The 26,582-nt window shown below is 71.1% G+C and carries 21 protein-coding genes; 14 read left to right on the top strand and 7 right to left on the bottom strand.

Annotated elements, in window-relative coordinates; all coding sequences use genetic code 11:
• The first annotated feature begins 62 nt into the window (after positions 1 to 62).
• The 3 genes from VM306_RS24590 to VM306_RS24580 all read left to right on the top strand — a co-directional run bounded on the left by VM306_RS24590 (position 63) and on the right by VM306_RS24580 (position 6,218).
• Positions 63 to 2,207 (top strand): ATP-binding protein, encoded by a 2,145-nt coding sequence (locus VM306_RS24590; RefSeq protein ID WP_325519070.1) that lies wholly within the window; start codon positions 63 to 65, stop codon positions 2,205 to 2,207.
• Positions 2,200 to 4,566, top strand: a complete 2,367-nt coding sequence (locus VM306_RS24585; RefSeq protein ID WP_325519068.1) for a LuxR family transcriptional regulator — start codon at positions 2,200 to 2,202, stop codon at positions 4,564 to 4,566. Before VM306_RS24590 ends, VM306_RS24585 begins: the two co-directional genes overlap by 8 nt.
• Before the next feature lie 458 nt (positions 4,567 to 5,024).
• On the top strand, positions 5,025 to 6,218 hold the full coding sequence (locus tag VM306_RS24580; protein WP_325519066.1) for an MFS transporter: 1,194 nt from the start codon (positions 5,025 to 5,027) through the stop codon (positions 6,216 to 6,218).
• Here the strand turns inward: VM306_RS24580 and VM306_RS24575 are convergent.
• Positions 6,215 to 6,496, bottom strand: a complete 282-nt coding sequence (locus VM306_RS24575; RefSeq protein WP_325519065.1) for a hypothetical protein — start codon at positions 6,494 to 6,496, stop codon at positions 6,215 to 6,217. The genes VM306_RS24580 and VM306_RS24575 overlap by 4 nt on opposite strands.
• Before the next feature lie 169 nt (positions 6,497 to 6,665).
• On the opposite strand from VM306_RS24575, the gene VM306_RS24570 reads away from it, so the two are divergent.
• Positions 6,666 to 6,974 (top strand): helix-turn-helix transcriptional regulator, encoded by a 309-nt coding sequence (locus VM306_RS24570; protein WP_325519063.1) that lies wholly within the window; start codon positions 6,666 to 6,668, stop codon positions 6,972 to 6,974.
• 50 nt (positions 6,975 to 7,024) lie between these two features.
• On the opposite strand, the gene ispG is transcribed toward VM306_RS24570, so the two are convergent.
• The 3 genes from ispG to ispH are packed head-to-tail and all read right to left on the bottom strand — an operon-like array spanning position 7,025 to position 10,970.
• Positions 7,025 to 8,161 (bottom strand): flavodoxin-dependent (E)-4-hydroxy-3-methylbut-2-enyl-diphosphate synthase, encoded by a 1,137-nt coding sequence (gene ispG, locus VM306_RS24565; RefSeq protein WP_325519061.1) that lies wholly within the window; start codon positions 8,159 to 8,161, stop codon positions 7,025 to 7,027.
• Entirely contained in the window at positions 8,158 to 9,975 is a 1,818-nt protein-coding gene (locus VM306_RS24560; protein WP_325519059.1) for a 1-deoxy-D-xylulose-5-phosphate synthase, read from the bottom strand. Before VM306_RS24560 ends, ispG begins: the two co-directional genes overlap by 4 nt.
• A 35-nt stretch (positions 9,976 to 10,010) precedes the next feature.
• Positions 10,011 to 10,970 carry a 4-hydroxy-3-methylbut-2-enyl diphosphate reductase gene (gene ispH, locus VM306_RS24555; RefSeq protein WP_325519057.1) on the bottom strand — a complete coding sequence of 320 codons (960 nt, stop codon included), beginning with the start codon at positions 10,968 to 10,970 and terminating at the stop codon, positions 10,011 to 10,013.
• A 339-nt stretch (positions 10,971 to 11,309) separates the two neighbouring features.
• On the opposite strand from ispH, the gene VM306_RS24550 reads away from it, so the two are divergent.
• Together VM306_RS24550 and VM306_RS24545 are read left to right on the top strand one after the other, a co-directional pair.
• Complete coding sequence (locus tag VM306_RS24550; RefSeq protein ID WP_325519055.1) at positions 11,310 to 12,209, top strand: SAM-dependent methyltransferase; 900 nt, start codon at positions 11,310 to 11,312, stop codon at positions 12,207 to 12,209.
• An 88-nt stretch (positions 12,210 to 12,297) separates the two neighbouring features.
• Positions 12,298 to 13,128 carry a methyltransferase domain-containing protein gene (locus VM306_RS24545; protein ID WP_325519053.1) on the top strand — a complete coding sequence of 277 codons (831 nt, stop codon included), beginning with the start codon at positions 12,298 to 12,300 and terminating at the stop codon, positions 13,126 to 13,128.
• Between the two features lie 69 nt (positions 13,129 to 13,197).
• Here the strand turns inward: VM306_RS24545 and VM306_RS24540 are convergent, their stop codons facing one another.
• On the bottom strand, positions 13,198 to 14,418 hold the full coding sequence (locus tag VM306_RS24540; RefSeq protein WP_325519051.1) for a cytochrome P450: 1,221 nt from the start codon (positions 14,416 to 14,418) through the stop codon (positions 13,198 to 13,200).
• 317 nt (positions 14,419 to 14,735) lie between these two features.
• On the opposite strand from VM306_RS24540, the gene VM306_RS24535 reads away from it, so the two are divergent.
• From VM306_RS24535 to VM306_RS24500, 8 genes are read left to right on the top strand one after another with little or no spacing between them, the layout of a single operon-like run.
• The gene (locus tag VM306_RS24535) at positions 14,736 to 15,773 is read left to right on the top strand and encodes a polyprenyl synthetase family protein (protein WP_325519049.1); all 1,038 of its coding nucleotides are present in this window, start codon (positions 14,736 to 14,738) and stop codon (positions 15,771 to 15,773) included.
• A 23-nt stretch (positions 15,774 to 15,796) separates the two neighbouring features.
• Complete coding sequence (locus VM306_RS24530; protein ID WP_325519047.1) at positions 15,797 to 16,966, top strand: cytochrome P450; 1,170 nt, start codon at positions 15,797 to 15,799, stop codon at positions 16,964 to 16,966.
• Positions 16,967 to 16,977: 11 nt separating this feature from the next.
• Complete coding sequence (locus VM306_RS24525) at positions 16,978 to 17,880, top strand: 4-hydroxybenzoate octaprenyltransferase (protein WP_325519045.1); 903 nt, start codon at positions 16,978 to 16,980, stop codon at positions 17,878 to 17,880.
• A complete protein-coding gene (locus VM306_RS24520; RefSeq protein WP_325519043.1) occupies positions 17,877 to 18,707 on the top strand; it encodes an arylamine N-acetyltransferase family protein in 831 nt (276 codons plus the stop codon). Before VM306_RS24525 ends, VM306_RS24520 begins: the two co-directional genes overlap by 4 nt.
• Positions 18,704 to 20,740, top strand: coding sequence for an aminodeoxychorismate synthase component I (gene pabB, locus VM306_RS24515; RefSeq protein WP_325519041.1), 2,037 nt, complete (start codon positions 18,704 to 18,706; stop codon positions 20,738 to 20,740). The genes VM306_RS24520 and pabB overlap by 4 nt, the downstream gene beginning before the upstream one ends.
• Entirely contained in the window at positions 20,737 to 21,489 is a 753-nt protein-coding gene (locus VM306_RS24510; protein WP_325519039.1) for an aminotransferase class IV, read from the top strand. Before pabB ends, VM306_RS24510 begins: the two co-directional genes overlap by 4 nt.
• 11 nt (positions 21,490 to 21,500) lie before the next feature.
• Positions 21,501 to 22,406, top strand: coding sequence for a diiron oxygenase (locus VM306_RS24505; RefSeq protein ID WP_325519037.1), 906 nt, complete (start codon positions 21,501 to 21,503; stop codon positions 22,404 to 22,406).
• A complete protein-coding gene (locus tag VM306_RS24500; protein ID WP_325519035.1) occupies positions 22,403 to 23,551 on the top strand; it encodes a 3-deoxy-7-phosphoheptulonate synthase class II in 1,149 nt (382 codons plus the stop codon). Before VM306_RS24505 ends, VM306_RS24500 begins: the two co-directional genes overlap by 4 nt.
• A gap of 16 nt (positions 23,552 to 23,567) precedes the next feature.
• On the opposite strand, the gene VM306_RS24495 is transcribed toward VM306_RS24500, so the two are convergent.
• Together VM306_RS24495 and VM306_RS24490 are read right to left on the bottom strand one after the other, a co-directional pair.
• Positions 23,568 to 25,223, bottom strand: a complete 1,656-nt coding sequence (locus tag VM306_RS24495) for a carbamoyltransferase N-terminal domain-containing protein (RefSeq protein WP_325519034.1) — start codon at positions 25,221 to 25,223, stop codon at positions 23,568 to 23,570.
• Positions 25,224 to 25,261: 38 nt separating this feature from the next.
• Positions 25,262 to 26,497, bottom strand: a complete 1,236-nt coding sequence (locus VM306_RS24490) for a cytochrome P450 (protein ID WP_325519033.1) — start codon at positions 26,495 to 26,497, stop codon at positions 25,262 to 25,264.
• Between the last annotated feature and the right edge of the window lie 85 nt (positions 26,498 to 26,582).

Here is a 26,582-nt window from a genome sequence, read left to right as displayed (position 1 = left end):
TAAGGGAGCAAATAGCCTCGTGGCGTGACCAGTGATCGACTTCACCGGGCCCGAAGTTCCGCGTGACGAGGAGGATCAGCGAACAGGAACTCGTCACCGAGCTCGTCAGGAGTCTGCGTCGCGGGCCCGGAGCCGTGTTCGAGGTGACCGGGCCTCCGGGCTCTGGCCGTACCGCGGTGGTGCGGCGGATCGCCGATCACGTGACCGCGCAGGGCATTCGCCTGATCTCCGCACGCGCGTCCGTCTTCGAGTCCGATGTGGACGGTGTCGTGCTCGGCCGGGTCATGGCTGACCTGGGAGCCGCGCGGAACCGTTCGACGTCGGAGCTGTGCCGCGTTCTTCTCGACGCCGGGCCTCTCGTGCTCGTGCTCGACGACGCGCAGTGGATGGACGACAGCTCCGTCGGATGGCTTCGCGCGGTGCTGCGCAGGATCCACCGGGCCCCGGTGGCGGTGGTCCTGACCACCGCCGGACTCGGCACCGCGGCTGAGGACGTGCTCGCGGACCTCGCCGGGGACTGCTCGGTCACCGCGCCGCCCTGGTACGTCGTCCGCCTGCCGGGGCCCGCCGCGGACGAGGACTGGGTCACGCGGACGCTGCACCTGTTGTCAGAGCAGGACATCAGGCTGTTGCGCGCCATGGCGGTGTGCGGCGGACGCTTCGAGTGGTCCCTGGTCCGTGAGCTCGCGGACCTGGACCGCGTGCGCGCCGATCGAGCGACGACGAGGTTGCGCTGCCTCGGTCTGATCGCGGCCGACGAACCGGGGCTGACCGACGGCGTAGCCCGTGCCGTGCTCGCCGCGATGAGCGATGACCAGCGGGGTCACCTGCGGTCGACGGCGGCGGTGCTCGGTCACCGGGCCGCGCTCGGGTTCGAGCGGATGAGCGCGATCCTGGCCGGGGCGCCTCCTGCCGGCACGGCCTGGGCCCGGATGGTGCTCCAGCGCGAAGCTCGCGTGCTGGCCGCCGCGGGGAGGACGGCGGACGCCGCCCGGCTGCTGGTCCGGGCTTTGCGCGAGCCCGCGGACGAGGCGGCGCGCGCGGACCTCCTGGTCCAGCTCGCGCAGTGCGAACTGGACCACGCGCCGGAAGCCGCTGACCGGCGCCTGGTCGAGGTCCTGCACATGACCGGCCCGGCGCTCTCCCGCCCGCGTCTGCGTGCGGCGGACAGGCTGGCCTGCCGGGAGAACTTCGGGGTGTCCCGGCGCGCCATCGAGACCGCGATCGCGCATCCGGGTCTGGCCGAGTCCGAGCAGGAGGCGCTGAGGGGCCTCTACTGGTACGTCGTGAGCGTTGCGGGAGAGCCTGACGAACTCGGTGTTCCCGCTGTACCAACGCTTCCGGACTCGCCTGCCGACCCGGTGTGCCAGGGGACGGCCGCGTGGCGCCTGGCCCGTGGCGGAAGCGGTGCCGCGGCCGCGGTGGCCCTGGCGACCAGGGCGCTGGCAGTGCGCGGTCCGGGTCCGCTGACACCTCGCATCGCCGCGGCGGACGTGATGACCTGGGCCGCCGAGTACGAGACCGCACTGGCCGGCATCGAGGCCGTTCTCGTGGACGGCCGCAGGTACGACGCTCGGGTGGCCGTCGTCGAGGCGACACTGCTGCGTTGTTCGGTGCTGTTGCGGCAAAGGCGGGTCGTCGAGGCGGCGGAGGACCTGGCCGGCGTGGACGCGGAACTGCCGCGCAGCTGCTGGCGTCCGCTGCTCCGCGCCCGGCACCTGGTGCTGGAAGTGATCCTGCTGCTCGCGGCCGGACTGGTGGACGAAGCCCGCCAGGCGTTGGCTCGCGAGACGGCGACCGACGTCGCGCAGGGCCTGGCGCACGCCTGGCGGGCGTTCGCCCGCGGACTGGTCGAGTTGGTGGCGAAACCCGCGACCGCGGCCGGGACCTTCCTCGAGTGCGGCCGCTGCCTGCGGGACATGGGCGTGGCCAACCCCGCTGTGCTGCCCTGGCGTTTCTTCGCGGCGATGGGTTGGCGGGCCGCGGGCGAGGTCGCGCACGCCGAGGCCCTCCTCGCCGAGGCCCACGAGCTGGCCGTGCGGTGGGGCGCCCCCGGAGCTCTGCGGGAGGCTCTGGAGTTCGTGGACGTGGTGCGGGGCATGCCGGCGGGGGAGGCGGCCGGAGCGTTCGTGGCGCAGCTGCTCCCCGGCCTCCTCGCCAGGCACCCGCCTGCCTTGACCGGGCTGCTGGAGCTGACCCGTGGCTGACGTGCTGCGCGGCCGCACGGCCGGGATGGACCACCTGGCGCAGGCCATGCCGAAAGCGGCTTCCGGTGCGGGGGCGTTCGTGACCGTGCGGGGGCCGGCGGGCGCGGGGAAGTCGGCGTTGCTGCGGGCATCGGCCGTCCAGGCGGAAGGCATGGGGGCGGTCGTGCTGCGCGCGAGCGGAGCACCTGACGAACGCGACTGGGATCTCGGTGTGGCCGACCAGCTCCGGCCCGTCCCGGCCGGCTTCGTCGTCATCGTGGTGGACGACCTGCAGTGGGCGGACGAGTCGTCCGTGCGGTGGCTCGTCGACGTCGCCGCCCGCGCCTTGGTGGTGGCCGCGGTCCGGGACGGCGAGCCGGGCTCCGAGATCGAGCTTCCCGGCACCGTGGTGCGGCTGCGGCCGGTGTCGCCGGGAGGGTGGTCCCGGCGCCGGCTGGCCGACTGCCTGCGCCGGCAGCCTGAACCGGTGCGGGGCGTCGCCAAGGCGATCGCGGTGCTCGGGGACCAGGCCGAGACCGGTCTGATCACCGAGCTGGCCGGGCTCGACGACATCAGTGCTGTGGTGCGGACTCTTCGTTCGCTCGGAATTGTTGTTCCGCGGGGAAATCCGCGTTTCGCCGACCCGGCGGTGCCGGACGCCGTGCTCGCCACGATGACGACCTCCGAGCACGAGACCTGGCACACGGCGGCCGCCGCGGTGCTGTTCGACCGGGGCCATCCGGCCGAGGATGTCGCCGACCACCTCGTCGCGACCAGGTCGGTGCTCGACGGGTGGGCGATCGAGGTCCTCCGCGCCGCCGCGGACACCGCGCTGCGGCGAGGAAAGCGGCCGATCGCGCTGAGCTACCTGAGGAGAGTGGTGTCGGCGCCAGGGCCTGACCGCGCCGCGCTGCTGGTCGATCTCGCCGTCGCCGAGTGCGCGACGGACAGCGTGCTGGCATTGCAGCACCTGTCCTACGCCGTCCAGATGTACGAGTCGTGCCGGGACCGGGCGGCAGCCGTGCTCCGGATGCCCATCGCCGCACTGGGTGCGTCTCTGCCGCTGGCCAGGGACGTCATCAGCGATGTGGAGCGGGACGTCCGCCGGCTCGGCGATCCCGGCCTGTCGCTGCGGATCGAGGCGCGGATGCGGTACGCCGGGCACACGGACCTCACCGAGCTCACCGACTCCACCAGGCGGCTCGCGGAACTCGGGCCGGAACCGGAGACAACGGGCGGTGGACTCGGGCCAGAACCGGAGAAGACCGGTAGGGCGGAACTGCTCTCGGTGCTGGCGTTCTGCGCGGCGCTCGTGTCGCGCACGAGCGCTGAGGACGTGGCGGCACTGGCAGATCGTCTCCCCGGCCACCTGCCGCCGGGCGCCGGGCAGGCGGACGAGATGACGCGACTGCTCGTGATGACCCTGTGCGCGGCCGATGCCCCGCTCAACGCGGCCACCTGGACCGACCAGGCGTTGCTCCGGGTGGACAAGGCTCTCGTGGCTGCCCACCGGGGTGATGTCGCCGAGGCGAGGCTCCTGACGAGGGAAGTGATCGAGCACGGTGTGGTCGTCGGCTCGGACGCGATGCTCGCCCTGGCCGTGGTGGCGCTGAAGGTGCAGGACGAGCAGCTGACCGAATGCCTGCTGTCGAGCAGCCCGGCCGAGGCGGACAACCCCTGCACGGCCCTCGTGTTCGAGGTGCTGCGTGGCGCGAACGCGGTCACCAGGGGCGACGCGTGGGGCGGTCTCTGCCGCCTGACGGACGCGGGCCGTCAGCTCGACCAGGCAGGCTGGCGCAACGTCGTTCTCTTCCCGTGGCGCACCACGGCGGTCCGGCTGTACCAGCAGTTCGGCGACATCGGTGCGGCCGTGCTCCTCGCCGAGGAGGACCACGAGCGCGCCGTCGAATGGGGCGCTCCCGCCGGTGTCGGCCGCACTCTGCGCGTGCTCGGCGGTCTGACGGAAGGCGCCAGGGGCGTGGACCTGTTGCACGCCGCCGCGGACGTCCTCTCCACCTCGGCCGATCGGCTGGAACTGGCGCGCACCCACCTGGCGTTGGGCCTCCGCCTGCGCGTCCGGTGCGAGCAGACCGCCGCCACCCACCTGCGACGGTGCCACGACATCGCTGCCGGCTGCGGCGACCAGCGCCTCGTGAGACAGGCCGCCGCCCATCTGCGCGGCGAGGTCCGGCGCGCCGAACTCACCCGCACCGAGCGCAGGGTGGTGGTGCTCGCGGCGGCCGGCCGGTCGAACCAGGAGATAGCGCACGCCCTCGCGGTGAGCACCAGAGCCGTCGAGAAGCACCTGACGAGCTCGTACCGCAAGCTCGGCGTCCTGCGCCGGGTGGACCTGGCCGGTGCGCTGAACCACCTGGTCTGAAACGGTTTTGACAAAACATGGTGCCGCCGGTGTGTTTGAATCCCGGTCCAACGCCGGAAAGCCGGTCAGTCCGCCTGTGAGGCCGGCCCTGGCGAAGCATCTCAAATGGGCCGTACCTTCGGGCGCCGCCGCCCCGGACCGACCGCCCCGCCGCGTGGCCGGACCACAGTATTAGGGACGTGCCGGGGTCGGCTGTTGACCTGGGCCGGAGGTCTTCGTAGCGTCGAGGCCCGTCAGGAACCGTCAGTCCACTAGCGGAAACGGTGCGGTTTGGTCCTTTCTGGACGATCGACCACTCGGGCAGCGGGACTCGGCGGCGTGACCTGACGCGTGCCGATCCGGACCAGTCGCGGAGATGACCCCGTTCCTGCCACGTGGCTCCGCCGGACGGCACAGCCGCCGCGAAGTGATGACCACACGGTCTTCGAAGAACCCGACGACTGAATGGACTGGTTCTCTTGAGTGGATCCAACCGGTGGGTGGTGCTCATCGGCTCGTTCGTCGCCTACATGTTCGACGCGCTGGAGATCCTGCTGCTGTCGTTCGCGTTGCCCGTGATCCGCGCCGACCTGGAGCTGACGACCACCCAGGGCGGCCTGCTCGCCACGGCGACGTTGCTCGGCATCGGGGTGAGCAGCGTGACCGTCGGCTGGCTCGCCGACAACTACGGCCGCAAGCGGGCGTTGATGGTGTCGCTCGCGGTGTTCGGGATGTTCACCGCGGCGATCCTGGTGGTCCCGAGCTTCACGCTGTTCGTGGTGCTGCGCTTCCTGGCGGGCATGGGACTCGGCGGGGTCTGGGGAGTGGTGTCCACCTACGTGGTCGAGACCTGGCCGGCCGCGCAACGCGGTCGTGCGATCGCGTTCGTGCTCAGCTCGTTCCCGATCGGCGGTGTGGTCGCCGCGGTGCTGTCGGGTGCGTTGCTCCCCGACTGGCGCCTGTTGTTCTTCATCGGCGGTGTGGGCGTCGTGATCCCGTTGGTGATCGTCGGGGTGTTCTTCCGCGAGTCGGCCGAGTGGGCCCAGCAGAAGACCACGCCGGTGAAGGTGACGGAGATCTTCGCTCCTGAGCTGCGCAGGCGCACCGTGCTCGGTGCGGTCGTGGCCGGGCTCGCGATGTTCGGGGCTTGGGGCGCGTCCACGTGGCTGCCGACGTACCTGCAGGCCGAGAAGGGCATCCCGGCCACGACGGTCGCGCTGTTCCTGACGGTGCTCAACCTCGGGATGTTCGTCGGCTACAACGTCTTCGGCCTGATCGCCGACCGGATCGGCAGCAAGTACGCGCTGGTCCTGTCGCTGGCGGGGGTGGCGCTGACCCTGCCGCTGTACGTGGTCGCCGCCGACCGCACGACCTTGTTGTGGCTGGGCCCGATGTTCGCGTTCTTCGCGGCCTACGCCGGCATCTTCGGCGCGTACCTGGGCGGGTTGTTCCCGACCAGGGTGCGGACGACCGGCGCCGGGTTCTGCTTCAACATCGGGCGTGGCGTGTCCGCGTTCGCCCCGCTCACCCTGGGCGCGCTGGCGGCGGGGACGGGGTTCGGCGGCGGTCTGCTGGTGTGCGCGGGTTTCATGGCCTGCGCGGCGGTCCTCATGACCTTCCTGCCCGACCTGCGCAGCACGACCCCGGAGCCGGTGGCGGCGGTGCGCGGCTAGCCGTCACCGTTCTGCCACAGGCAGGTGCGCACCGACAGCGATGCGGCGCGCATGGCCGCGCGGATGTGGTCGAGGTCCTCGCCGGAGAGCTCACCGGGCGCCCGGCCGAGGGCGCGCAGCATCGGCCGGGCCGCCTCCAGCAGGCACAGCACCGCGTCCAGCTGCGCGCTGGACGGCAGCATGCTCAGGTCCTCGTGCAGGGTCCCGAGCAGAGCGTCCGCTGCCTCCGCCGTGGTCCCGGTGTCGCGTGCCAACGTCGTCAAGTTCTTCCCCCACAACCGTTCCACTGTAGACACAAGAGTGGTCCTCCTGCCCAGGATTGGATGTGCTCGAAATGGTGATCTTCCTGTCGCGGTACCGGCTGAGACGCGGTTCGGCGCCTCCTCGCTCCGTGCCTCTCCGAATGCGCTCCTGACCTGGTCGGCTGTACGGGAATGGATGGGTGCCATGTACAACGGGCAGAACGACGTGCGGAACTGCGGGCATCACTCGGGCTGTGCCCGGCCGCCGGCCGGCTGCTGGAGTCTCAGCTCCGTCCAGGCCAGAATCCTGGAGGGCGTCGCGGCCGGCTTCTCCAGCGGGCGGCTGTCGCGAGAGCTGTACCTGAGCTCGAAGACCATCGACTACCACGTCCGCGTCATGTCGGACAAGCTGCAGGCGCCGAACCGCGTCGCGCTGGTCTCGAGGGCGTTCGTCCTCGAGATCCTGCGAACGGACTCGTGGCCTCCGCGTGTCGCGTGTGAGACCGTGAATTGACGGTTCGCGACGTGCAGCTCGTGCGCGAGCTGCACGTCGCACCGAGCCGGTCATGCCTCGACATCCACGCCCATCTCCTCGGCGATGCGGGCCGCCTCGGCCAGCAGGGCCTCCACGATCTGCGACTCCGGCACCGTGCGGACCACCTCGCCCTTGACGAAGATCTGGCCCTTGCCGTTGCCGGAGGCGACGCCGATGTCGGCTTCGCGGGCCTCGCCCGGCCCGTTGACGACACAGCCCATCACCGCCACCCGCAACGGCACCGGGAACCCCTCGAGCGCCGCGGTGACCTGCTCGGCGAGGGTGTGCACGTCGACCTGCGCCCGGCCGCACGACGGGCACGACACGATGTCGAGTCCCCGCGGCCGCAGCCCGAGCGACTCCAGGATCTGCGCGCCGACCTTGACCTCCTCCACCGGCGGTGCGGACAGCGACACCCGGATCGTGTCGCCGATGCCCTCCGCCAGCAGCGCGCCGAACGCGACCGCGGACTTGATCGTGCCCTGGAAACGGGGACCCGCTTCGGTCACGCCGAGGTGCAGCGGGTAGTCGCACCGGGCGGCGAGCCTGCGGTACGCCTCGATCATCACCACCGGGTCGTGGTGCTTCACCGAGATCTTCAGGTCGGTGTAGCCGTGCTCCTCGAACAACGAGCACTCCCACAACGCCGACTCCACCAGCGCCTCCGGCGTGACGCCGCCGTGCTTGTCCAGCAACCGCTTGTCCAGCGACCCGGCGTTCACACCGATCCGGATCGGCACGCCCGCGTCGCCCGCGGCACGGGCGATCGCGCCGACCTGGTCGTCGAACCGGCGGATGTTGCCGGGGTTGACCCGCACCGCCGCGCAGCCGGCGTCGATCGCGGCGAACACGTACCGGGGCTGGAAGTGGATGTCGGCGATCACCGGGATCCCCGACTTGCGCGCGATCGCCGGCAACGCGGCCGCGTCGTCCGCCGACGGCACGGCGACCCGCACGATCTCGCAGCCGGCGGCGGTGAGCTCGGCGATCTGCTGCAGGGTGGCGTCGACATCGGCGGTGGGCGTGGTGGTCATCGACTGCACCGACACCGGCGCGTCGCCGCCGACGGGCACGCCGCCCACCATGATCCGGCGAGAGGTCCGGCGGGTGGCCACCGAGAGCTCTTCCCTGCGCGGTGAGGGCATTCCCAGGGCGACGGTCGTCATCGTTCCTCCCCTGCGTGGACCGGCCAGGTGCCGGGGTCGTCGACGCCGGCCGGTGTGCTGTCCAGGTTTGCCAGCACCTCCGCCACGGCCCTGGTGATGTCCTGCGCGGTCAAACCGCAGGCGGCGAGCACCTCGGCCCTGGACCCGTGGCTGAGGAACCGCCTCGGGATGCCGAACTCGCGTAACGGGGTGTGCACGTCGGCGTCCCGCAGCGTCTGCGCGATCGCGGAACCGACACCGCCCGCGCGGCTGTTGTCCTCGACCGTGATCGCGAGCCGGTGGCGGCGGGCCAGGTCGGCCAGCGCGGGGTTGACCGGCGTGACCCAGCGCGGGTCCACCACCGTCACGCCGATGCCCTGGGCCCGCACGCCGTCGGCGACCGTGAGCGCGAGCCCCGCCAGCGCGCCGACCGCGACGATCAGGACGTCCAGCGAGCCGGAGCGGCGCAGCACGTCGATGCCGTTGAACGTGGCGATGGCGGGCAGGTCGTCGCCGGCGGGGCCCTTGGGGAACCGCAGCAGCGCCGGACCCTCCTGCCACGCCACGGCCTCGGCCAGCAGCTCGGCCAGGCGGGCGCCGTCCCGCGGCGCCGCGATCCGCAGACCCGGCACCACCTGCAGCACCGACAGGTCCCACATGCCGTTGTGGCTCGGCCCGTCGTCGCCGGTCACCCCGGACCGGTCGAGGACGAACGTCACGGGGCGGCGGTGCAGCGCGACGTCCATGAGCAGCTGGTCGAGCGCGCGGTTGACGAACGTGGAGTAGATGGCCACCACCGGGTGCACGCCGCCCATGGACAACCCGGCGGCCATCGTGACCGCGTGCTGCTCGGCGATGCCGACGTCGATCACCCGGTGCGGAAATCGGCGCTGCAGGGGAAGGAGCCCGGTCGGCTCGGCCATCGCGGCCGTGATCGCCACCAGGTCGTCGCGCTGCTCGGCCAGCTCGACCAGCTTCTCGCCGAACACCGACGTGAACGACCGCGGCGACGCCTTCAGCGCCCGTCCCGTGTGCGGGTCCATCGGTTTGACGGCGTGACCGAGGTCGAGTTCGTTGGTCTCGGTGTGCCGGTATCCCTTGCCCTTGGTGGTGATCACGTGCACGACCACCGGCCCGTCCAGCGCGACCGCGCGGCGCAGGGCGTCCTGGACCGCGGCGATGTCGTGGCCGTCGACGGGGCCGAGGTAGCCGAGCCCGAGCTGTCCGAACACGCCGGGCCCGCGCCCGGCGCGCAGACCGGCCAGGTGCTCGGCCAGGCCACCGACGGTCGGCGCGTAGGAGCGCTGGTTGTCGTTGAGCACGATGACGAGCGGCCGGTCCGGTCCGCCCGCGATGTTGTTGAGCGCCTCCCAGGCCATGCCGCCGGTCATCGCGCCGTCACCGATGACCGCGACGGTCGCCCGGTCGCGGCGGCCGAGGTGGGCGTCCGCCCTGGCCAGTCCGTCCGCATAGGACAGTGCGGTGGACGCGTGCGAGTTCTCCACCAGGTCGTGCTCGGACTCCTCCCGGCTCGGGTAGCCGGAGACCCCGCCCTGCCTGCGCAACCGGTCGAATCCGGCCTGGCGTCCCGTGAGGATCTTGTGCACGTAGGACTGGTGCCCGGTGTCCCACAGCACCCGGTCGCGCGGGGACTCGAACACGGTGTGCAGCGCGATGGTCAGCTCCACCACGCCCAGGTTGGGCCCGAGGTGCCCGCCGCTCGCGGAGACCCGCTCGATCAGGAACGCGCGGATCTCCTCAGCGAGGACGCGCAGCTCCTCGGCGGTCAGCTCGCGCAGGCGCGCCGGAGCGCGCACGGTGTCCAGCAGCGCCATGTCGAACAGTGCTCCTCACGGGGTTCGCGACCCGGTCAGCTCGGTGACGGCGCGTCGGCCACGCCGGTGAGTCGTGCGGGCGGGGAGAACACGACGTCCTCGGTCGCCACGCGGTGCACGGCCACGTCCGCGTACCCGAGCGAGGCGAGGTGGTCCAGCAGCTCGTCGACGAGGACCTCCGGCGCGCTCGCCCCGGCGCTCACGCCGACCGTGCTCACACCGGTCAGCCACGCGGGGTCGAAGTGGGTCACGTCCGGCACCAGCTCGGCCCTGCCGCCGAGCCTGCGCGCCACCTCGACCATCCGGACCGAGTTGCTGGAGTTGGCCGAACCGACCACCAGCACCAGGTCGCACCTGCCCACGACGGCCCTGATGCCGTCCTGGCGGTTCTGGCTGGCGTAGCAGATGTCGTCGGTGGCGGGCCCGCGCAGTTCGGGGAACCTGCGCCGCAGCACGGCGATGATGTCCCTGGTCTCGTCGACCGAGAGGGTGGTCTGGGTGAGGTACGCGACCGGCGCGTCAGGCGGGAGGTCCAGCGCCTCCGCGTCGGCCACCGTCTCGATGATGATCGTCTGGTCGGGAGCGTGCCCGAAGGTGCCCTCGACCTCCTCGTGCTCCGCGTGCCCGACCAGCAGCAGCGTCAGTCCGTCCCTGGCGAACCGGCGGGCCTCCTGGTGCACCTTGGCCACCAGGGGACAGGTCGCGTCGATCACGTCCAGCCCGCGCGCGTCCGCGTTCCGCCGCACCTGCGGGGAGACGCCGTGAGCCGAGAAGACGCATATCGCGCCCTCCGGCACGTCCTGCTCGGAGTCGACGAACCGGACACCGCGGCGCTGGAACTCGCGCACCACGTAGTGGTTGTGCACGATCTCCTTGCGGACGTAGATCGGCGCGCCGTGCTGTTCCAGTGCGAGGTCGATGATGGCTATCGCCCGGCGCACGCCGGCGCACAAACTCCGCGGCTCGGCCAGCAGGACCTGCTTACCGCCACTCATTCTGACTCCGTTCCGCGCAGGACGCCCGCGTCGGTCGGTGGAATCGGGAAGTCGCCGGCCAGACAGCCGGACTGAACACGGCCGAGGTGTCGCACACGGCAGCCACCCAATCAGCAGAATAGTCCAGAACGGCCTTTGTGCCGGACCATTTGGGGTTTTTCCCAAAGTCGAAGCAGGGCACGCCGCGTCGTTGACACGTCCCGAGGACGTCCTCCAGGATGGAATCCGATGGCCGCCACCCAATTCAGGGGCGACTCAGGATTCCTGATCGTGAGTGCGGCTCCGCATTCCGAACGAGTCGCTGCTTGCGCAGGAATCCGAATCCCTGGAGAAGTGACCGTGTCAAATCTTTCAAGCACGTCTCTGGCAGCGCTGGACCCCCAGGACGAGGTACGGGTGGTCGGTCAGTACTACGACGGCAAGACGGCCAAGCTCGTGCGCAAGTACGGGCCCGGCCCCAGGATCCACTACCACGTGGGCTACTACCCCGGCTCCGAGACGCCGCCGCGCGCCGACGACACGGCGGAGACCATTCGCCAGAGCATCCGGCTGCACCAGGAGGGCCTGCTGCGGTACGCGGCCAAGATCTGGGGCGCGGAACACCGGTTGTCGGGGAAGGTCCTGGACGTCGGCTGCGGTCTCGGCGGCGGCTCGCTCTTCTGGGCGCAGGAGTACGGCGCCGACGTCACGGCGGTCACCAACGCGCCGGAACACGCGCCGGTGGTCGAGGGGTTCGCGCGGGAATGCGGCCTGGACGGCAAGGTCAGGGCGCTGGTCTGCGACGCGAACCGGCTCACCGTGGACGACGGCCCCTACGACGCGGCGGTCGCGATCGAGAGCAGCGGGTACTTCAACCGCCCACAGTGGTTCGAGCGCCTGTCGCACGTGATCCGGCCGGGCGGGAGCGTCTGCATCGAGGAGGTCTTCCTCACGCGCCCGCACGGTGCGGACGTGTGGGCCGAGTACTTCTACTGCAAGCCGGCCACGGTGCGCGACTACGCCGAAGCCGCGAAGGCCGCGGGTTTCGAACTGGTCGACGAAGTGGACGCCACGGCCGAGACCCTGCCGTTCTGGGAGGAGAGCGCCGCCTGGACGAAGGCGGTGCTGGACAGCGACAACGACCTTTCCGCGGTGGAGCGCAGGCAGATGAGGATCTCCCTGCTGGCCAACCAGGCGCAGGGCGCCGAATGGCGAGCAGGGGGCCTGCAGCTGGGTTTCCTGCGCTTCGAGAAGAAGTGAGTCAGCGGTTCACGCAGGCGCTCGGCCGGGTTTTCCCGGCCGGGCGCCGCCGACTTCCCGCCCTTTTCCCGACTACCCGGAGTTCTTCATGACGATCGAGCAGTCTCCCGCTCCCAGCGACGTCGCCGACGTGTACGACGGGATCGGTCAGATCTACGGTTCCACGTGGGGCCCCAACTACCACTACGGCTACTGGGACGACGACGCCGACGACAGCTCCATCGAGGTGGCCACCGACCGCCTGACCGACATGATGATCTCGGGCCTCGCCGCGCGGCCCGGTCAGCGGGTCCTGGACGTCGGCTGCGGCTGCGGCCACCCGGCGTTGCGGCTGGTCCGCACCGCCGGCGTGAACGTGGTGGGCATCTCCGTCAGCCACGTCCAGGTCAAGCAGGCCAACGAGGCCGCGGCCGAGGCCGGGCTCGCGGACAAGGCCGCGTTCCAGTTCACGGACGCGATGGACATGTCCTTCCCCGACGCCTCGTTCGACGCGGCCTGGGCGTTCGAGTCGATGTGGCACATGCCCGACCGCGGCCGGGTGCTCTCCGAGATCGCCCGCGTCCTGCGCCCCGGCGGCCGCCTCGCCATCGCCGACGTCATCGAGCGCGGCCCGGTGAGCCCCGAGGGCCGCGAGGTCCTGGACCACATCTGCCAGAACTACGCGGTGAAGTCCCTCGGCACCATCGACGAGTACCGGGAGTCGCTGGCCGCCCACGGTTTCGTCGACGTGGAGATCCGCGACATCACGGACAACTGCGCCCGCACCACCGCGCTCATGGCCGACGGCGTGGAGACCCGGCGCGACGAGCTCGTCTCCCTGGTCGGCGAGGAGCAGGCCGCCTCGCTCCTCGACTTCATGCGCCGGGCCGCGGCCGCCCCGGAGAGCGGCTACCTCATCCTGACCGCGACCCGCGGCTGACGGCGGGACGAACACCACGAAGCCCGGCCCCGGTCAGAACGTTCTGACCGGGGCCGGGCTTCGGTCCGCTCACTGCCGCACGCGCAGCTCGGTCAACGCCCGCAGCGGGAACACCGGCCGGTGGTGCGGCCGCGGTCCCGGCGCCAGGGACAGGGCCGGCATCCTGGCGGCGACGGCCTGCACCGCGACCTCCAGCTCCGCGCGGGCGAACCCGGCCCCGAGGCAGAAGTGGATGCCGTGCCCGAACGCGAGGTGCGTGGCGGACCGGTTGCCGGGGCTGAACGCGGCCGGGCACGCGTGGGCGCGGTTGTCCCGGCCGGCGGCCCCGTAGAGCAGGAGCAACCGGCTCCCCTCCGCCAGGTGCACGCCGCCGACCACCACGTCACGCGTCGCGGTCCGGTACATGCCCGCCAGCGGGCTGTCGAACCGCAGTCCCTCCTCGACGAGGTCCCGCGTGGAGACCGTCCCGTCGACGACCCCCGCCCAGCCGCCGGGGGACCCCAGCTGCTGGAAGAAGATCGTGCCGAGCGCCTCGGCGCAGGTCATGTGCCCCGCGAAGATCAGGGTGGGGATCTGGACGGCGACCTCGGCCGCGGTGAGGGTGGTGCCCGCCCTGCCGTTGTGGAGCAGCTCGCTGATCAGGTCGTCCTGAGGTGAGGCCAGCCGCTCCTGCGCGAGTGACCGGGCGAACGCCCCGAACTCCATCAGTCCGCCGGCGTGTGCGCGCAACAGGTCGGGGTCGGTGTCCTGCTGCAACATCATGAGCTCGATGCGCTGCTCGGACCACAGGCGGCAGCGCTCGAGGTAGGAGTCCGGCACACCGAGGCGCCGGCAGATCACCTCGAGGGCGTACGGGACGGCGAACGCCGAGATGAAGTCGAACTCCTCCGCCTGCGCGACGCGTTCGGCGAGGTCTGCCGCGATCGCCCGCATCGTGGGTTCGAACGCCCTGACCCTGGCCGGCGTGAACCCGGCGTTGAGCACCTCCCTGATCCGGGTGTGCTCGGGCGGGTCGAGCGAGCCGACGGCCACCGCACCGGCGCCGCGCCACGTGCGGAACATCCGGCTCACGTCCTCCGGCAACGCGACCTTGGGGCGGGGGTTGTGGTCACGTGCGGAGAAGCTCCTGTCGTCCTTCAGCACGGCGACCATGTCCTCGCGCCGGGTGACGCACCACGCGTCGAGCAAAGGGGCGTAGAACACCGGCTCCGCGTCCACGACGCCGGACAGGAATGAGTACGGGTCGTCGCGATGCGCGCCGTACGGGTCGAACGGCCTGCCTTCACGCAATTGCTTGGAATCGGCCGATACAGCCATTTCGCCTCTCAAGCTTCGAGTGAACTCCCGATGCGGCCGGCACGGTCGAAGCGCGGCATTGGCGCCGCCCAGCAGCCACCAATCCGCAGAATAGTGCAATCCGGGCTTCGTGCCGCCTTCTTTGGGGTTTTTCCTAAAGTCGAACGCACGCGCGCCGCGTCGTTGACACGGCCGGAGAGGGTCGTTCAGGATGGTCGGAGCCGACGCACGAATTCCCGAGTGCCGATTCAGATTGCGCGCGGACCGGGAGCTGACGAGTTTTCGGTGTTCAATTCCGGAGGAGAATCCCGATGAGCACACTCGACACCTCGTCGACCGGGCTGCGGGCCCTGCCGTCGCCGGGGACGGTGCGGTCCACGGTGCTGCCCCTCGTGCGGCAGCACGTCTCCGCGCTGGAGCCGACCCTGGCCCGGATCTGCTCCTACCACCTCGGCTTCGTCGACGAGCACGGCGACCCCAGCGGTGCGGCCAGCGGCAAGCTGACCCGCGCCGCCCTCATGACGGCGGCGGCCGAGGGAGTCGGCCTGCGGCCGGAGGACGTCCGGTCCCCGGCGGCGGCACTGGAGCTGCTGCACAACTCGACCCTGGTCCACGACGACATCATCGACGCGGACGAGCTGCGCCGCGGCCGCCCGGCCGCGTGGAAGGTGTTCGGCCCCGACCTGGCCATCCTGGCCGGGGACGCGTTGCAGGCCCTCAGCCTCCAGATCGTCGTCGACGACACCGGTCCCGGCCGTGCGGAGATCTCCAGCGCGTTCGCCGAAGCCCTTCGCCTGGTGCTCGCGGGCCAGTCCCGCGAGCTCACCGCCCGGCTGGGGCCGGGCGCGGACATCGCGGAGTACCACCGGATCGTGGAGGAGAAGACGGCCGCACTGCTGGAATGCGCCCTCGTGACGCCCGCACTGCGGGCGGGCGGGGCGGAGCACGTCCTGGGCGCCCTGCGCGGTGCGGGCAGGCACCTGGGCCTGGCCTTCCAGATCTCCAACGACGTCGAGGACATCTGGGGCGACCCCGCGGTGACCGGCAAGCCCGTCCGGGGCGACGTCCAGCGGCGCAACCCGTCCTTCCCGGTGCTGGCGGCGCTGGATGCCGGCGGCCCGGTCAGTGAGCGGCTTCGCGCGCTGTGGCACGGCGACGGCACCACGGCGGCGCACCTGCAGGAGATGGCCGACCTCGTGGAGGAGGCCGGTGGCCGTCGCACGGCCGAGCAGCGCTCCCGCGGCCACCTCGACTCCGCCCTGGAGCACCTCGGACGAGCCGGGCTGACCCCGGCCGCGACCGCCGAGCTGACCGCCCTGTTCGACCGCATCGTCAACCGCACGGCATGACCCGTGACTTCCGGAGGTCGTCAGTGAGTACCCCGGTCCCACTGCCTTTCGAGCAGGAGAACGTGCTGCTGCTCGCGCCAGGGCTGCGCGCGCTGCAGTCCCGGGGCGCGGTCCACCGGGTGCGCACTCCGGACGGCGCCGACGCGTGGCTGGTCACCGGGCACGCCCAGGTGAAGCAGCTGCTCGACGACGACCGGCTCAGCCGCTCGAACCCCGACCCCGAGGCCCCGAAGGACGGCGGATCGGCGCTTCTCGCCAGCCTGCTGGGGAGTTTCGCCACCGACCACGCCCGGATGCGCGCCCTGCTGGAGCCGCACTTCTCACCCGAGCGCATGGCGGAGCTGCGACCGTACGTCGAGAAGCAGACCGGGCAGCTCCTGGACCAGCTGGCCGGGCGAACGCCACCCGTGGACCTCCGCGAGGCTGTGGCGCTGTCGCTGCCGATCCAGGTGATGTGCGAGTGGCTGGGCGTGCCGCAGGAGGACAAGGACCGGTTCGGCGGCTGGACCCAGGACGCCGCCAACCTCGGCGACCCGGTGCGGTCCCAGCAGGGACTGGGCGGGTTGTTCGGCTACTGCAAGCAGCTCATCGCCGACAAGCGGCGGAACCCTGGCGATGACGCGATCTCCAGGATCTGCGCGACCGGGGGAATCACCGACGACGAGGTCCTCGGGCTGACGGCGTTGTTGTTGTTCGGCGGCTACGAGACCACGGTCGCCCGGATCGGCACCTGCGTGTTGCTGCTACTGGCCGACCCCGAGCAGTGGCAGGCGTTGGTCGACGACCCCGGCCTCGTCCCCGGCGCCGTCGAGGAGACCCTGCGCAGGTCGATGCCGAACCCGCACAACGGCGGCATGCCCCGGTACGCGGTGACGGACTTCGAGGTCGGCGGGGTCACCATCCGGACAGGCGACTTCGTGCTGCTGAACGTCATCGCGGCCAACCACGACGAGGCGGCCTTCCCCGACCCGGACCGGGTCGACGTCACGCGCGACACCGCGAACAGCCTCGCGTTCGGTTACGGCGCCTACGACTGCGCGGGCGCGGCGCTGGCGCGGACGCAGCTGCAGGTGGTGCTCACCCAGCTCGTCACGCGGTTCCCGTCCCTGCGCCTGGCCGTCGGTGTGGAAGAACTGAGGCTGCGCCACGACACGCTGATCGGCGGTTTGGTCGAACTCCCGGTGACCTGGTGATCGGAAACCTGATGCTGCACAAGATATCCGCGGGCGTCGTCACGAAGAGCCCGGACTCGGTCCGCTCCTACCTCCTGCTGATGCGACTGGACAGGCCCACGGGCTACGTCCTCTACCTGCTGCCAGGTCTGTGGGCCGTCGTCCTCGCCTCGGGGACGCGACCGGACCTGCTGTCGGTGGCGGCTGTCGCCGTCGCCGTCGCCGCGGTGCTGATCCGCGGCTTCGCCTGCGCGAGCAACGACGTCACCGACAAGGAGATCGACGCCCGCGTCGCCCGCACCGTGGGGCGGCCCGTCGCGGCGGGGACGATCAGCGTCCGCAACGGGATCCTGTGGGCCGCCGCGCAGGCCGTGGTCGCGCTTCTGGTCCTCGCGCTGGCGAACGTCGAGACGGCTCTGGTCGCGCTGGCCACGTACCCGTTGATCGTCGCGTACCCCTTCATGAAGCGCTTCTTCGTCTGGCCGTCGGCCTTCCTCGGGCTGGTGATGAGCACCTACGTGTTCGTCGGCTGGACGGCGGCGACCGGGAACGCCGACTACCCGCCGCCGGTGTACGGCCTGTACGCGGCGGGGACCTTCTGGACGATGATCCACGACGCGATCTACTCCCACCAGGACAAGGAGTACGACCGGAAGATCGGGGTCAAGTCCTCCGCCCTGCTGTTCGGCGGGTCCACCAAGGCGTGGCTGTCGGTCTTCCTCGTCCTCAGCGTCGCCGGCGTGGTGTGGGCCGGTTCGCTCACGCCGATCGGGTGGGCGTTCTACGTGGTCGTCGTGCTGGCGGCGATCTACCTGGCCTACCTGGTCTTCCGCGTGGACCTCGACGATCCGGAGGCGTGCTGGGACACCTTCGTGGCCAACACCAACTACGGCTGGATCGTGCTCGCGGCCGTGATCGCCGGGCAGGTCACATGAGCGACTCGATGTGGCAGGGGAGCGGCGTCGACCTCGACGCCTACCTGACCCGCGTGGGCTACGAGGGCGACGTGGCCGCGGACCTCCCCACGTTGCGGCGCCTGCACATCGCCCACGTCGACGCGATCGCGTTCGACAACCTCGACGCGCTGCTCGGGCGCACGGAGGTGCCGCTGGACCTGGACAGCGTCCAGCGCAAGATCGTGCGGCAGGGCCGCGGGGGCTGGTGCCTGGAACAGGTCGTGCTGATGGCGGCCGTGCTGGACCGCGTCGGGTTCGCGTTCACGGCGTTCGCCGGCAGGACGCGGATCCGCACCGGGAACAGGTTCGGGCCGGCCCTGCACGTGGCCCTGCTCGTGGAGGCGGACGGCGAACGCTGGCTCCACGACGTGAGCTTCGGTGCCCACGGCCTGCACGAGCCGATCCGGTTCGCGCAGGACGCGCGGCTGGACGGCGGCTTCTCGTTCGACCTCGTGCGGGAGCCGACCGGGGAACACGTGCTGCGGTTCCTGCGGCCCGAGGGCCCCGCGGAGCTCTACGGCTTCACCACGGACGTGCGCTACCCGTCGGATTTCGAGCTCCTGAACCACTTCTGCCTCACGCACCCGCGTTCGCCGTTCAACCACCGGATGGTTCTCCAGCGCACGCAGCCCAAGGTGAGGCACCTCCTCGCCGGTACGGTGCTCACCGAGATCCGGCCGGGAGAGCCCGCGACGGTCCGCGAGCTCGGCGAGGCCGAGGCGCTGTCCGCTCCCGGGGAGATCTTCGGGATCACCTTGGAACCAGGCGACGTCCAGACTCTTCGGAAGACCTTGGCCGGCCCATGACGCGCACACTGCTGGTGGACAACTACGACTCGTACACCTTCAACCTGTACCAGCTGATCGCCGAGATCAACGGCGAGGCGCCGGCGGTCGTGGTCAACGACGACCCTGCGCTGCTCGACCTGCGGCTGGAGGAGTTCGACAACGTCGTCGTCTCTCCCGGCCCCGGCCGGCCGCAGAACTCCCGCGACGTCGGGCTCGTCGGGGAGCTCCTGCGCCGCACCACGCTGCCGGTGCTGGGCGTCTGCCTCGGCCACCAGATCATCGGGCACCTCGCGGGCGCGACCGTGTCCGCCGCGCCCGAGCCGCGGCACGGGCACCTCGCGAAGGTCTCCCACGACGGGGATCCGTTGTTCGCCGGGGTGCCCCGTGAGTTCGTCGCGGTGCGGTACCACTCGCTGTGCGTGCGGGAGCCCCTGCCGGAGGAGCTCGTCCCGATCGCGTGGGCGGACGACGGCGTGCTGATGGCCTTGCGGCACCGGGACCGGCCGCAGTGGGGCGTGCAGTTCCACCCCGAGTCGGTCGCCTCCGGCTACGGCAGGGAGATCCTGCGGAACTTCGCCGACCTGACCCGCCGGTTCCACGCGTCGGCGTCCGGGGAGCTGGGGCTCATCAGCACCGTCGTCCCGACGGCCGCCGATGCCGAGTCCGTTTTCCTGGAGCTGTTCGACGAGAGCCCCCACTGCTTCTGGCTCGACAGCAGCCGGGTCGAGGAGGGGCTGTCCCGGTTCTCGTTCCTGGGCGACACGTCCGGGCCGCTCAGCGAGGTCGTGACCTACCGCAGCGGCAGCGGGGTGGTGGAGGTGCGCGACGCCGACGGGGTGCGCGACGTCCCCGGCAGCGTGTTCGACTTCCTGGAGCGGCGGCTGCGCGAGCGGCGGGTTCCCGGCACGACCCTGCCGTTCGACCTGACCGGCGGGTACGTCGGCTACTTCGGGTACGAGCTCAAGGCGGAGTGCGGTGCCACTGCCCGCCACAGCGCCGAAACCCCGGACGCCGCCTGGATGTTCGCCGACCGGATCGTCGCGGTCGACCACCAGGAGGGACTGACCTACCTGGTCGCCGTGCACGACGAGGCCACCCGGCGCGACGCCCAGGAGTGGGTGGACCGGACGGCCGGCGTCCTCACCGGGCTGCGGCCGGTCGACGACGAACCCGCGGGCGAACCGTGCGCGCCTCCTGACGCCGAGGAGTTCCTGGTCCGCGACCGGAACCGGTACCTGGCGGACATCGCGGAGTGCCAGCGGCAGCTGCGCCTGGGCGAGAGCTACGAGATCTGCCTGACGAACAAGCTGCACCTGCCGTTCCGGGACGACGACACCTCCTTCTACCGGAGGCTGCGCCGGGCGAACCCGGCGCCGTACGCCGCGTTGCTGCGCCTCGACGACGTCACGATCTTCTGCTCGTCGCCGGAAAGGTTCCTGCGCGTCGAGCGGGATCGCACGGTCACCAGCAAGCCGATCAAGGGCACCGCTCCGCGTGACGCCGACCCCGTGCGCGACGCCGAGATCGCCGCCACCCTGGCCTCCAGCGCCAAGACGCAGGCCGAGAACCTGATGATCGTCGACCTGCTGCGCAACGACCTGGGCCGGGTGTGCGAGGTGGGCAGCATCGACGTCGACCCGTACCTGGCCGTCGAGAGCTACCAGACCGTGCACCAGCTCGTGTCCACTGTGCACGGACGGCTCAGGGACGGCGTCAGCGCGATGGACTGCGTCCGCCAGTGCTTCCCCGGCGGGTCGATGACCGGGGCGCCGAAGCTGCGCACGATGGAGATCATCGACGGACTGGAGACGGAGGCCAGGGGCGTGTACTCCGGCACCCTCGGCTACTTCGGCCTCTCCGGCGGCACCGACCTCAACATCGTGATCCGCACCGCGGTCCGCGTCGGCGACCAGCTGACCATCGGCGCGGGCGGGGCGATCGTGCTCGACTCCGACGCCCAGGAGGAGTACGAGGAGATGCTGCTCAAGGCCGCGGCGTCGCTCCGCGCGTGGCGTGCGCCCGCGGTGTCGGACGTGGGTTCGCAGCGATGAGCCGCCAGTGGTGGGACGACGGCGCGTGGTCGCCGTCCGGCGAGACCGGGTCGGTGCGGGTCATCGACTCGTGGCTCGTGGACGAGGGGCGAGTGCGGGGATTCGGCCGGCACGCCCAGCGCTTCGCCGAGGCCTGCTCCCGGTTCTCCGGACCGGGAACGGACGGGTTCCTGCGCGCGGTCGCCGAGTCGTTGCCCGCGCGGGGCCGGTGGTTCCCGCGCGTCGAGCTCGTGGAGACCGGTTCCCGGACGCGACTGCGGCTGTGGCGGCGTCCCGCGCCCCCGCGCACCAGGACCGTCCGGTTGTGGAACTCGGGGACCGACCGCCGAAGCCTGCCCGCGGTCAAGGGCGTCGACCTGGACCACCTGACCGCCCTGCGCGCCGCCGCGGTCGCGGCCGGGGCCGACGAGGCGCTGCTGCTCTCACCGGAAGGGCACGTGCTCGAAGGATCCACGACGAGCATCGTCTGGTGGCGCGGCGACGTTCTCCACGGCCCGCCGCCCGGCCCCGGCCTGCTGCCGGGAGTCACCCGCGTCCTGCTCGGTGAGCTGGCAGGGGAGGACGTCGTCTCCGAGTGCGCCACTCCGGCAGAGCTGACCGACGTTCCGGTGTGGACGGTGAACGCCCTGCACGGCGTCCGGCCGGTCACCGAAGGCCTGGGCCGGTTCCTCGAAGCGGATCTGACGGTGGCCGAGCGCTGGCAGTCGCGACTGGAGGCGCTCGCCTCGATCCCTGTGGTGACCACGTGAAGGAGGCTCCGATGCCCGCTGACCTCGAGCGCGACCTGCTGGTCCAGCTGACCCGCCGCTGGGGCAGGCGGGTGGCCGTCAAGAAGGACGAGCTCGACCTGGACGGGCACTTCGACGCGGCGCTGCCGGACTTCCCGGACCACCTCGTGCCGGTGCTCGCCCTGCCGGGCGCCGACCGGCTCGACCGGGACGCCCGCGACCGCATCCTCTCCGCGGCGTGGATCGCCTACAACGCCAAGACCGCGGCCATCGAGGACGAGATCATCCTGCCGGCCTGCCGGTTGATGCTCCAGGAGCGGATTCCCGTCCGCCGCGACGACGTCGCCGTCGACGCGCTGCACCAGACGATCATCGACGAGCACTACCACATCCTGATGTGCCACAACGCCGTCGGCGTCACGCGGCGACGCCGGGACATGGCGGACGTGCGGTTCGCTCCGGACGCGTGGTCGGTGGTGCGGGGGCGGGCGGCGGCACGCGCCGGGCTGTCCGGGTTCGACCGCGACATCGTCGACATCGCGTTCTCCCTGGCCGCCGAGACGACGATCAGCGGGTTCCTCTCCGCGCTCTCCACCGCCCAGGAGATCCAGCCGATGAACCGGATCACCACCGACATGCACCGGCGGGACGAGAGCGGCCACGCGGTGGTGTTCCGAGAGTTGTGCGGCTCGCTCTACCGGAGTCTCGACAGCGCGCAGCAGCGGATGTTCCGCGAAGCGCTCGTCAGCGGCCTGACCGCGTTCCGCTCCGCAGACCTGGAGCCGTGGGTGACCGTCGCGGCCCAGGGCGGCTTCGAGATCGGCGTCGACCAGCTGCGCGAGTGGGCCGCGTCCCGTCCCGTGCCCAAGCGGGACACCGGACCGTTGCAGCTGCTGCTCGACGACCTCGGCGTCAGCCACGACCTCGTCGAGACGTGAGGTCTGCCGAGGACTGGCGGACGCTCGTCGCCTGCCAGCAACCGGAGTGGCCGGACCGGGCCCGGCTCGACGAGGTGGTCGACGACCTGGCGGCCTCGCCCTCGCTGGTCACACCCCAGGAATGCGACGCGCTCACCGCACAGCTCGCCCAGGTCGCCGAAGGCACAGCGTTTCTGTTGCAGGGCGGCGACTGCGCCGAACGTCTCGACACCCTCTCGACGCAGGCGATCCGGCGCAAACTCCTCCTGCTGCGACAAATGTCCACGATCCTCACGTCCGCCTCGACGCTCCCGGTGGTCACCGTGGGCCGGATCGCCGGCCAGTACGCCAAGCCCAGGTCCTCGCCGACCGAGACCGTCGACGGGCGCACGCTGCCGGTGTACCGGGGTGACGCGGTGAACGGCATCGGTTTCACCCCGGCCGAACGGCAGCCGGATCCGGCCCGGTTGCGTCGTGTGTACGACGCCTCGCGGTACACGGTGGACGTGCTGCGAGGGGAGTTGCGCACGAGCCACGAGGGTCTGCTGCTCGACTACGAGGAAGCTCTGACCCGCCGAGACCCGCGTTCTGGCCGGCGCTACGCGGGCAGCGGCCACCTGCTGTGGATCGGCGACCGCACCAGACAGCTCGACGGTGCCCACGTCGCCTACTTCGCGTCCATCGACAACCCCGTCGCCGTGAAGCTGGGCCCGAGCACCACACCCGAGCACGCGCTGGCCCTGATCGACCGCCTCGACCCCGACCGCCGGCCGGGCAGGCTGACGTTCATCGTGCGCATGGGTGTCCGCCGGGTGCGGGACCTGCTGCCGGAACTGGTGGAGAAGGTCACCGCCTCGGGAGCACCGGTGGCGTGGGTGTGCGATCCCATGCACGGCAACACGTTCCAAGCGCCCAACGGGTACAAGACGCGGCGTTTCACCGACGTCCTCGCCGAGGTGGCGGGCTTCGTCGAGGTGCACCGGGCGCTCGGCACCCACCCCGGTGGCCTGCACGTCGAACTGACCGGTGAGGACGTGACCGAGTGCGTCGGCCGCGGAGTGGGCTTCGACGACCTGCACCGCGACTACGAGTCGGCGTGCGACCCCCGTCTCAACGCCGGCCAGGCGCTCGAGCTCGCCTTCCTGGTCGCCGAAATGCTCCGGTGACCAGGAAGGCGAGCGATCAGGCCGGGTTCGTGTACAGCGTTCCCTCTGACCAGATGTACCGGGTCCCGCCCCACCTGGCCGCCGACTCGACGTCGGGGAAGAAGCCCCGTCCCTCCAGGTTCGCGCTGGTGTTGCACAGCACGGGAATCCCGCTGATCTCCGCGTAGGCGGTGAGGATGCGCACCGTGGCCGTGTCCTGAGTGGACGCGATGGTCTGGAGCCGGGCGGTGCCGTCCAGGTGCACGATCGCCGGGACGCGCTCGGCCCAGCCCGGCCGCATGCGGTGCTCGAAGATCATGTACGGGTCGGGCGTGCCGGGGTCGAAGACCTCCTGCGCGCGGTCCTCCAGGCAGATCGGCGCGACGGGCCGGTACTGGGCGCGGTTCTTGACGTCGTTGAGCCGGTCCTTCATCCGGGTGCTGGTCGCGGGCGCGATGATGCTGCGGTTGCCCAGGGCGCGCGGGCCCAGCTCCGCCCGGCCGGACAGGACGACCACCGGTTCGTCCTCGGCGTGCAGGAGGACGGCGAGCTGCCGTTCGTCGCAGGGTTGTGCGCGCCACCCGTCGGGGAGGGTTCCCGTGGTGATCCGCGGTCCGCTGTAGACGTTCCACTCCAGCGCCGTCGTGCCGCGCCGGAACATCTCGCAGGCCGCTGTGCCGATCGCCGCCCCCGCGTCGTTGGGGAAGGGCGGGATGAAGACCTCCCCGAACACCCCGCTGGCGCGGATCGCGGTGTTCCACTTGATGTTCAGCGCGCAGCCGCCGCCGAGCACCAGGTTGTGGCCGCCGTCCGGGAAGCGGCTGCGCACCGCGGAGGTGAGCCGTTCGAGCAGGTGGTGGCCGAGGTAGGCCTGGTAGGTGGCGATGAGGTCCGCGTTGGACAGGCCCGGCAGCAGCTCGTCCCTGTTCGCGGCGACCTTGTCGCCCAGCACCCCGACCCTGTCGACGGTGATGTCGTGGAACTCGGCCATGAGGTCGTCGAAGACGGCGAACGCGCCGGTCTCGACCCGGCCCTTGGCCGCGTAGGCCATGGCCTTGCCCGCGACGGAGAGGTGGTGGCGGATGAACCGGTCCGACGCGATGTCGTCGGTGTCGGGCAGGTACGGCTCGAACCGCGCGCAGAAAGCGGCGAAGCTGCCTCCGAAGACGGGCATGAGGGCCTCGACGAATTCCACCTCGCGGGTCGCGGCCCGCACCCGGTAGAGGCGCGGCGTGATGAGGCCGTCCCAGACCAGGACGAACGCGTCCTCGCCCCTGGCCGCGAACGGGCTGGAGCAGTAGGTGCCGATGAGGTGGTTGGCGACGTGGGTGTAGCTGGCGTAGTCGCCGAGACCGTGGCCGCTGAAGGTGTGGCGTTGCAGCGGGCCGTCGTCGCCGGGGCTCTCGAGGTACGGCGCGACCCGGAGCTGCACTGGCAGACCGTCGGCGTTCACGTCGACGGCGACCTCGCCCTCGGCGTCCTTCGTGTACCAGCCGTCGACCACGAACTGGTCGATGTCGGTGAGCGCCAGACCCTCCGCGGCGAGGATCTCGGTCACGCGTCCGAGATCTCCCAGCGAGCTGTACCGCTCGCCGTTCCGCAGCTTCTCGATCTCGTAGCTGAAGAGAAGGCGGCCGTCCTCGATGACCGCGACCCCGCCGTCGTGTGATGCCTTGATTCCGCATATGCGCATTGGTCAGCCACACCTTTTCGGAAAAAGTGAGAAAGCGTCTAACGGTGGTTCAGCCGCACCGGCAGTGAATCGAGCCCGCGAATGATCGTGCTGTTGCGCCACCGCAGGTCCTCCGGGTCGGCGGCGAGCCTCATGGCGGGAAAGGCGTCGAGAAGGGCGTTGAACGCCATCTGCACCTCCACCCGCGCGAGCGGCGCCCCGAGGCAGTGGTGGATGCCGTGCCCGAACGCCAGGTGCCCGGCGGCGGGGCGGCGGACGTCCAGCGCGTGCGGGTCGTCGAAGCGCCGGGGGTCGCGGTTGGCGGAGGCGATCGCCAGCAGCACGAAGTCGCCGGCCGGGATCTCCACGTCACCGACGCTCACCGGCTCCGTCGCACAGCGGAAGGTGGCGTGCTTGAGCGGGCTCTCCAGCCGCAGGAACTCCTCGACCGCGCCGGGCAGGAGGGTCCGGTCCTCGCGCAGCGCCTCCCACTGGTTCCAGTTCCGCATCAGGTGGAGGGTGCCGTTGCCGAGGGCGTTGAGGGTGGTCTCGAAACCGGCGATGAACAGCAGGTAGGCCGTGGAGACCAGTTCGGTCTCGCTGAGCCGGTCGTCGACGTCGCGTGCCGCTACCAGGGCGGTGAGCAGGTCGTCGGTGGTCGCGCGGCGCTTGCGCTCGACCAGGTCACCGAGGTAACCGGCCACCGCCGTCGCGGCGGCCGTCGCCGCTTCCGGGGACTCCCCGGAGACGAGCGCCCTGGACCACGACTTGAACTCCTGCTGCTCCGCGACCGGCACGCCCAGCAGCAGGCAGATCACCCTGATCGGCAGCGGGAACGCGAACGCCTCCAGCAGGTCGACCTCGTCGTGGTCCGAGAGGTCCTCGACCAGCTCGTCGGTGATCCTCTGGATCTCCGGCCGCAGTGCCTGGATCGCGCGGACGGTGAAGGCCTTGCTCACGAGCTTGCGCAGCCTGGTGTGGTCCGGCGGGTCGGTGTGCATCATGTGGCTGGCGATGGCCGACGAGAAGCCGCCGCGCTTGGTGCGGTCCGGCTCCTTCTGGGCGAACAGCCCGTCGATCCTGTTCAGGTCGGTGCTCAGCCGGGGGTCCGCCAGTGCGGAGCGCACGGCGTCGTAGCCGGTGACGATCCAGACCGGCAGTCCGCCGATCAGGGGAACCCCGGGGGGCATCCGCACGCGGTGCGCCGAGCCTTCGGCACCGAGTTTCGCGTACACCGAGTACGGGTCCTGCACGAACGCGTCGTCGAGTTCCAGAAGGGTGGAATCGTGGTCCATGGGCACGTCCTCGAAACGAAGGCTGTCCTCCTGGAATCCCTATCAAGGACCATCGCCGGTCGCAATGACGGCTATCAAAAAGCCT

It is taken from the genome of Lentzea sp. (genome assembly GCF_035525475.1).
GTDB lineage: Bacteria > Actinomycetota > Actinomycetes > Mycobacteriales > Pseudonocardiaceae > Lentzea.
Note: the sequence above shows the minus strand (reverse complement) of the source record. Positions and strands in the feature narration are given on the sequence as shown.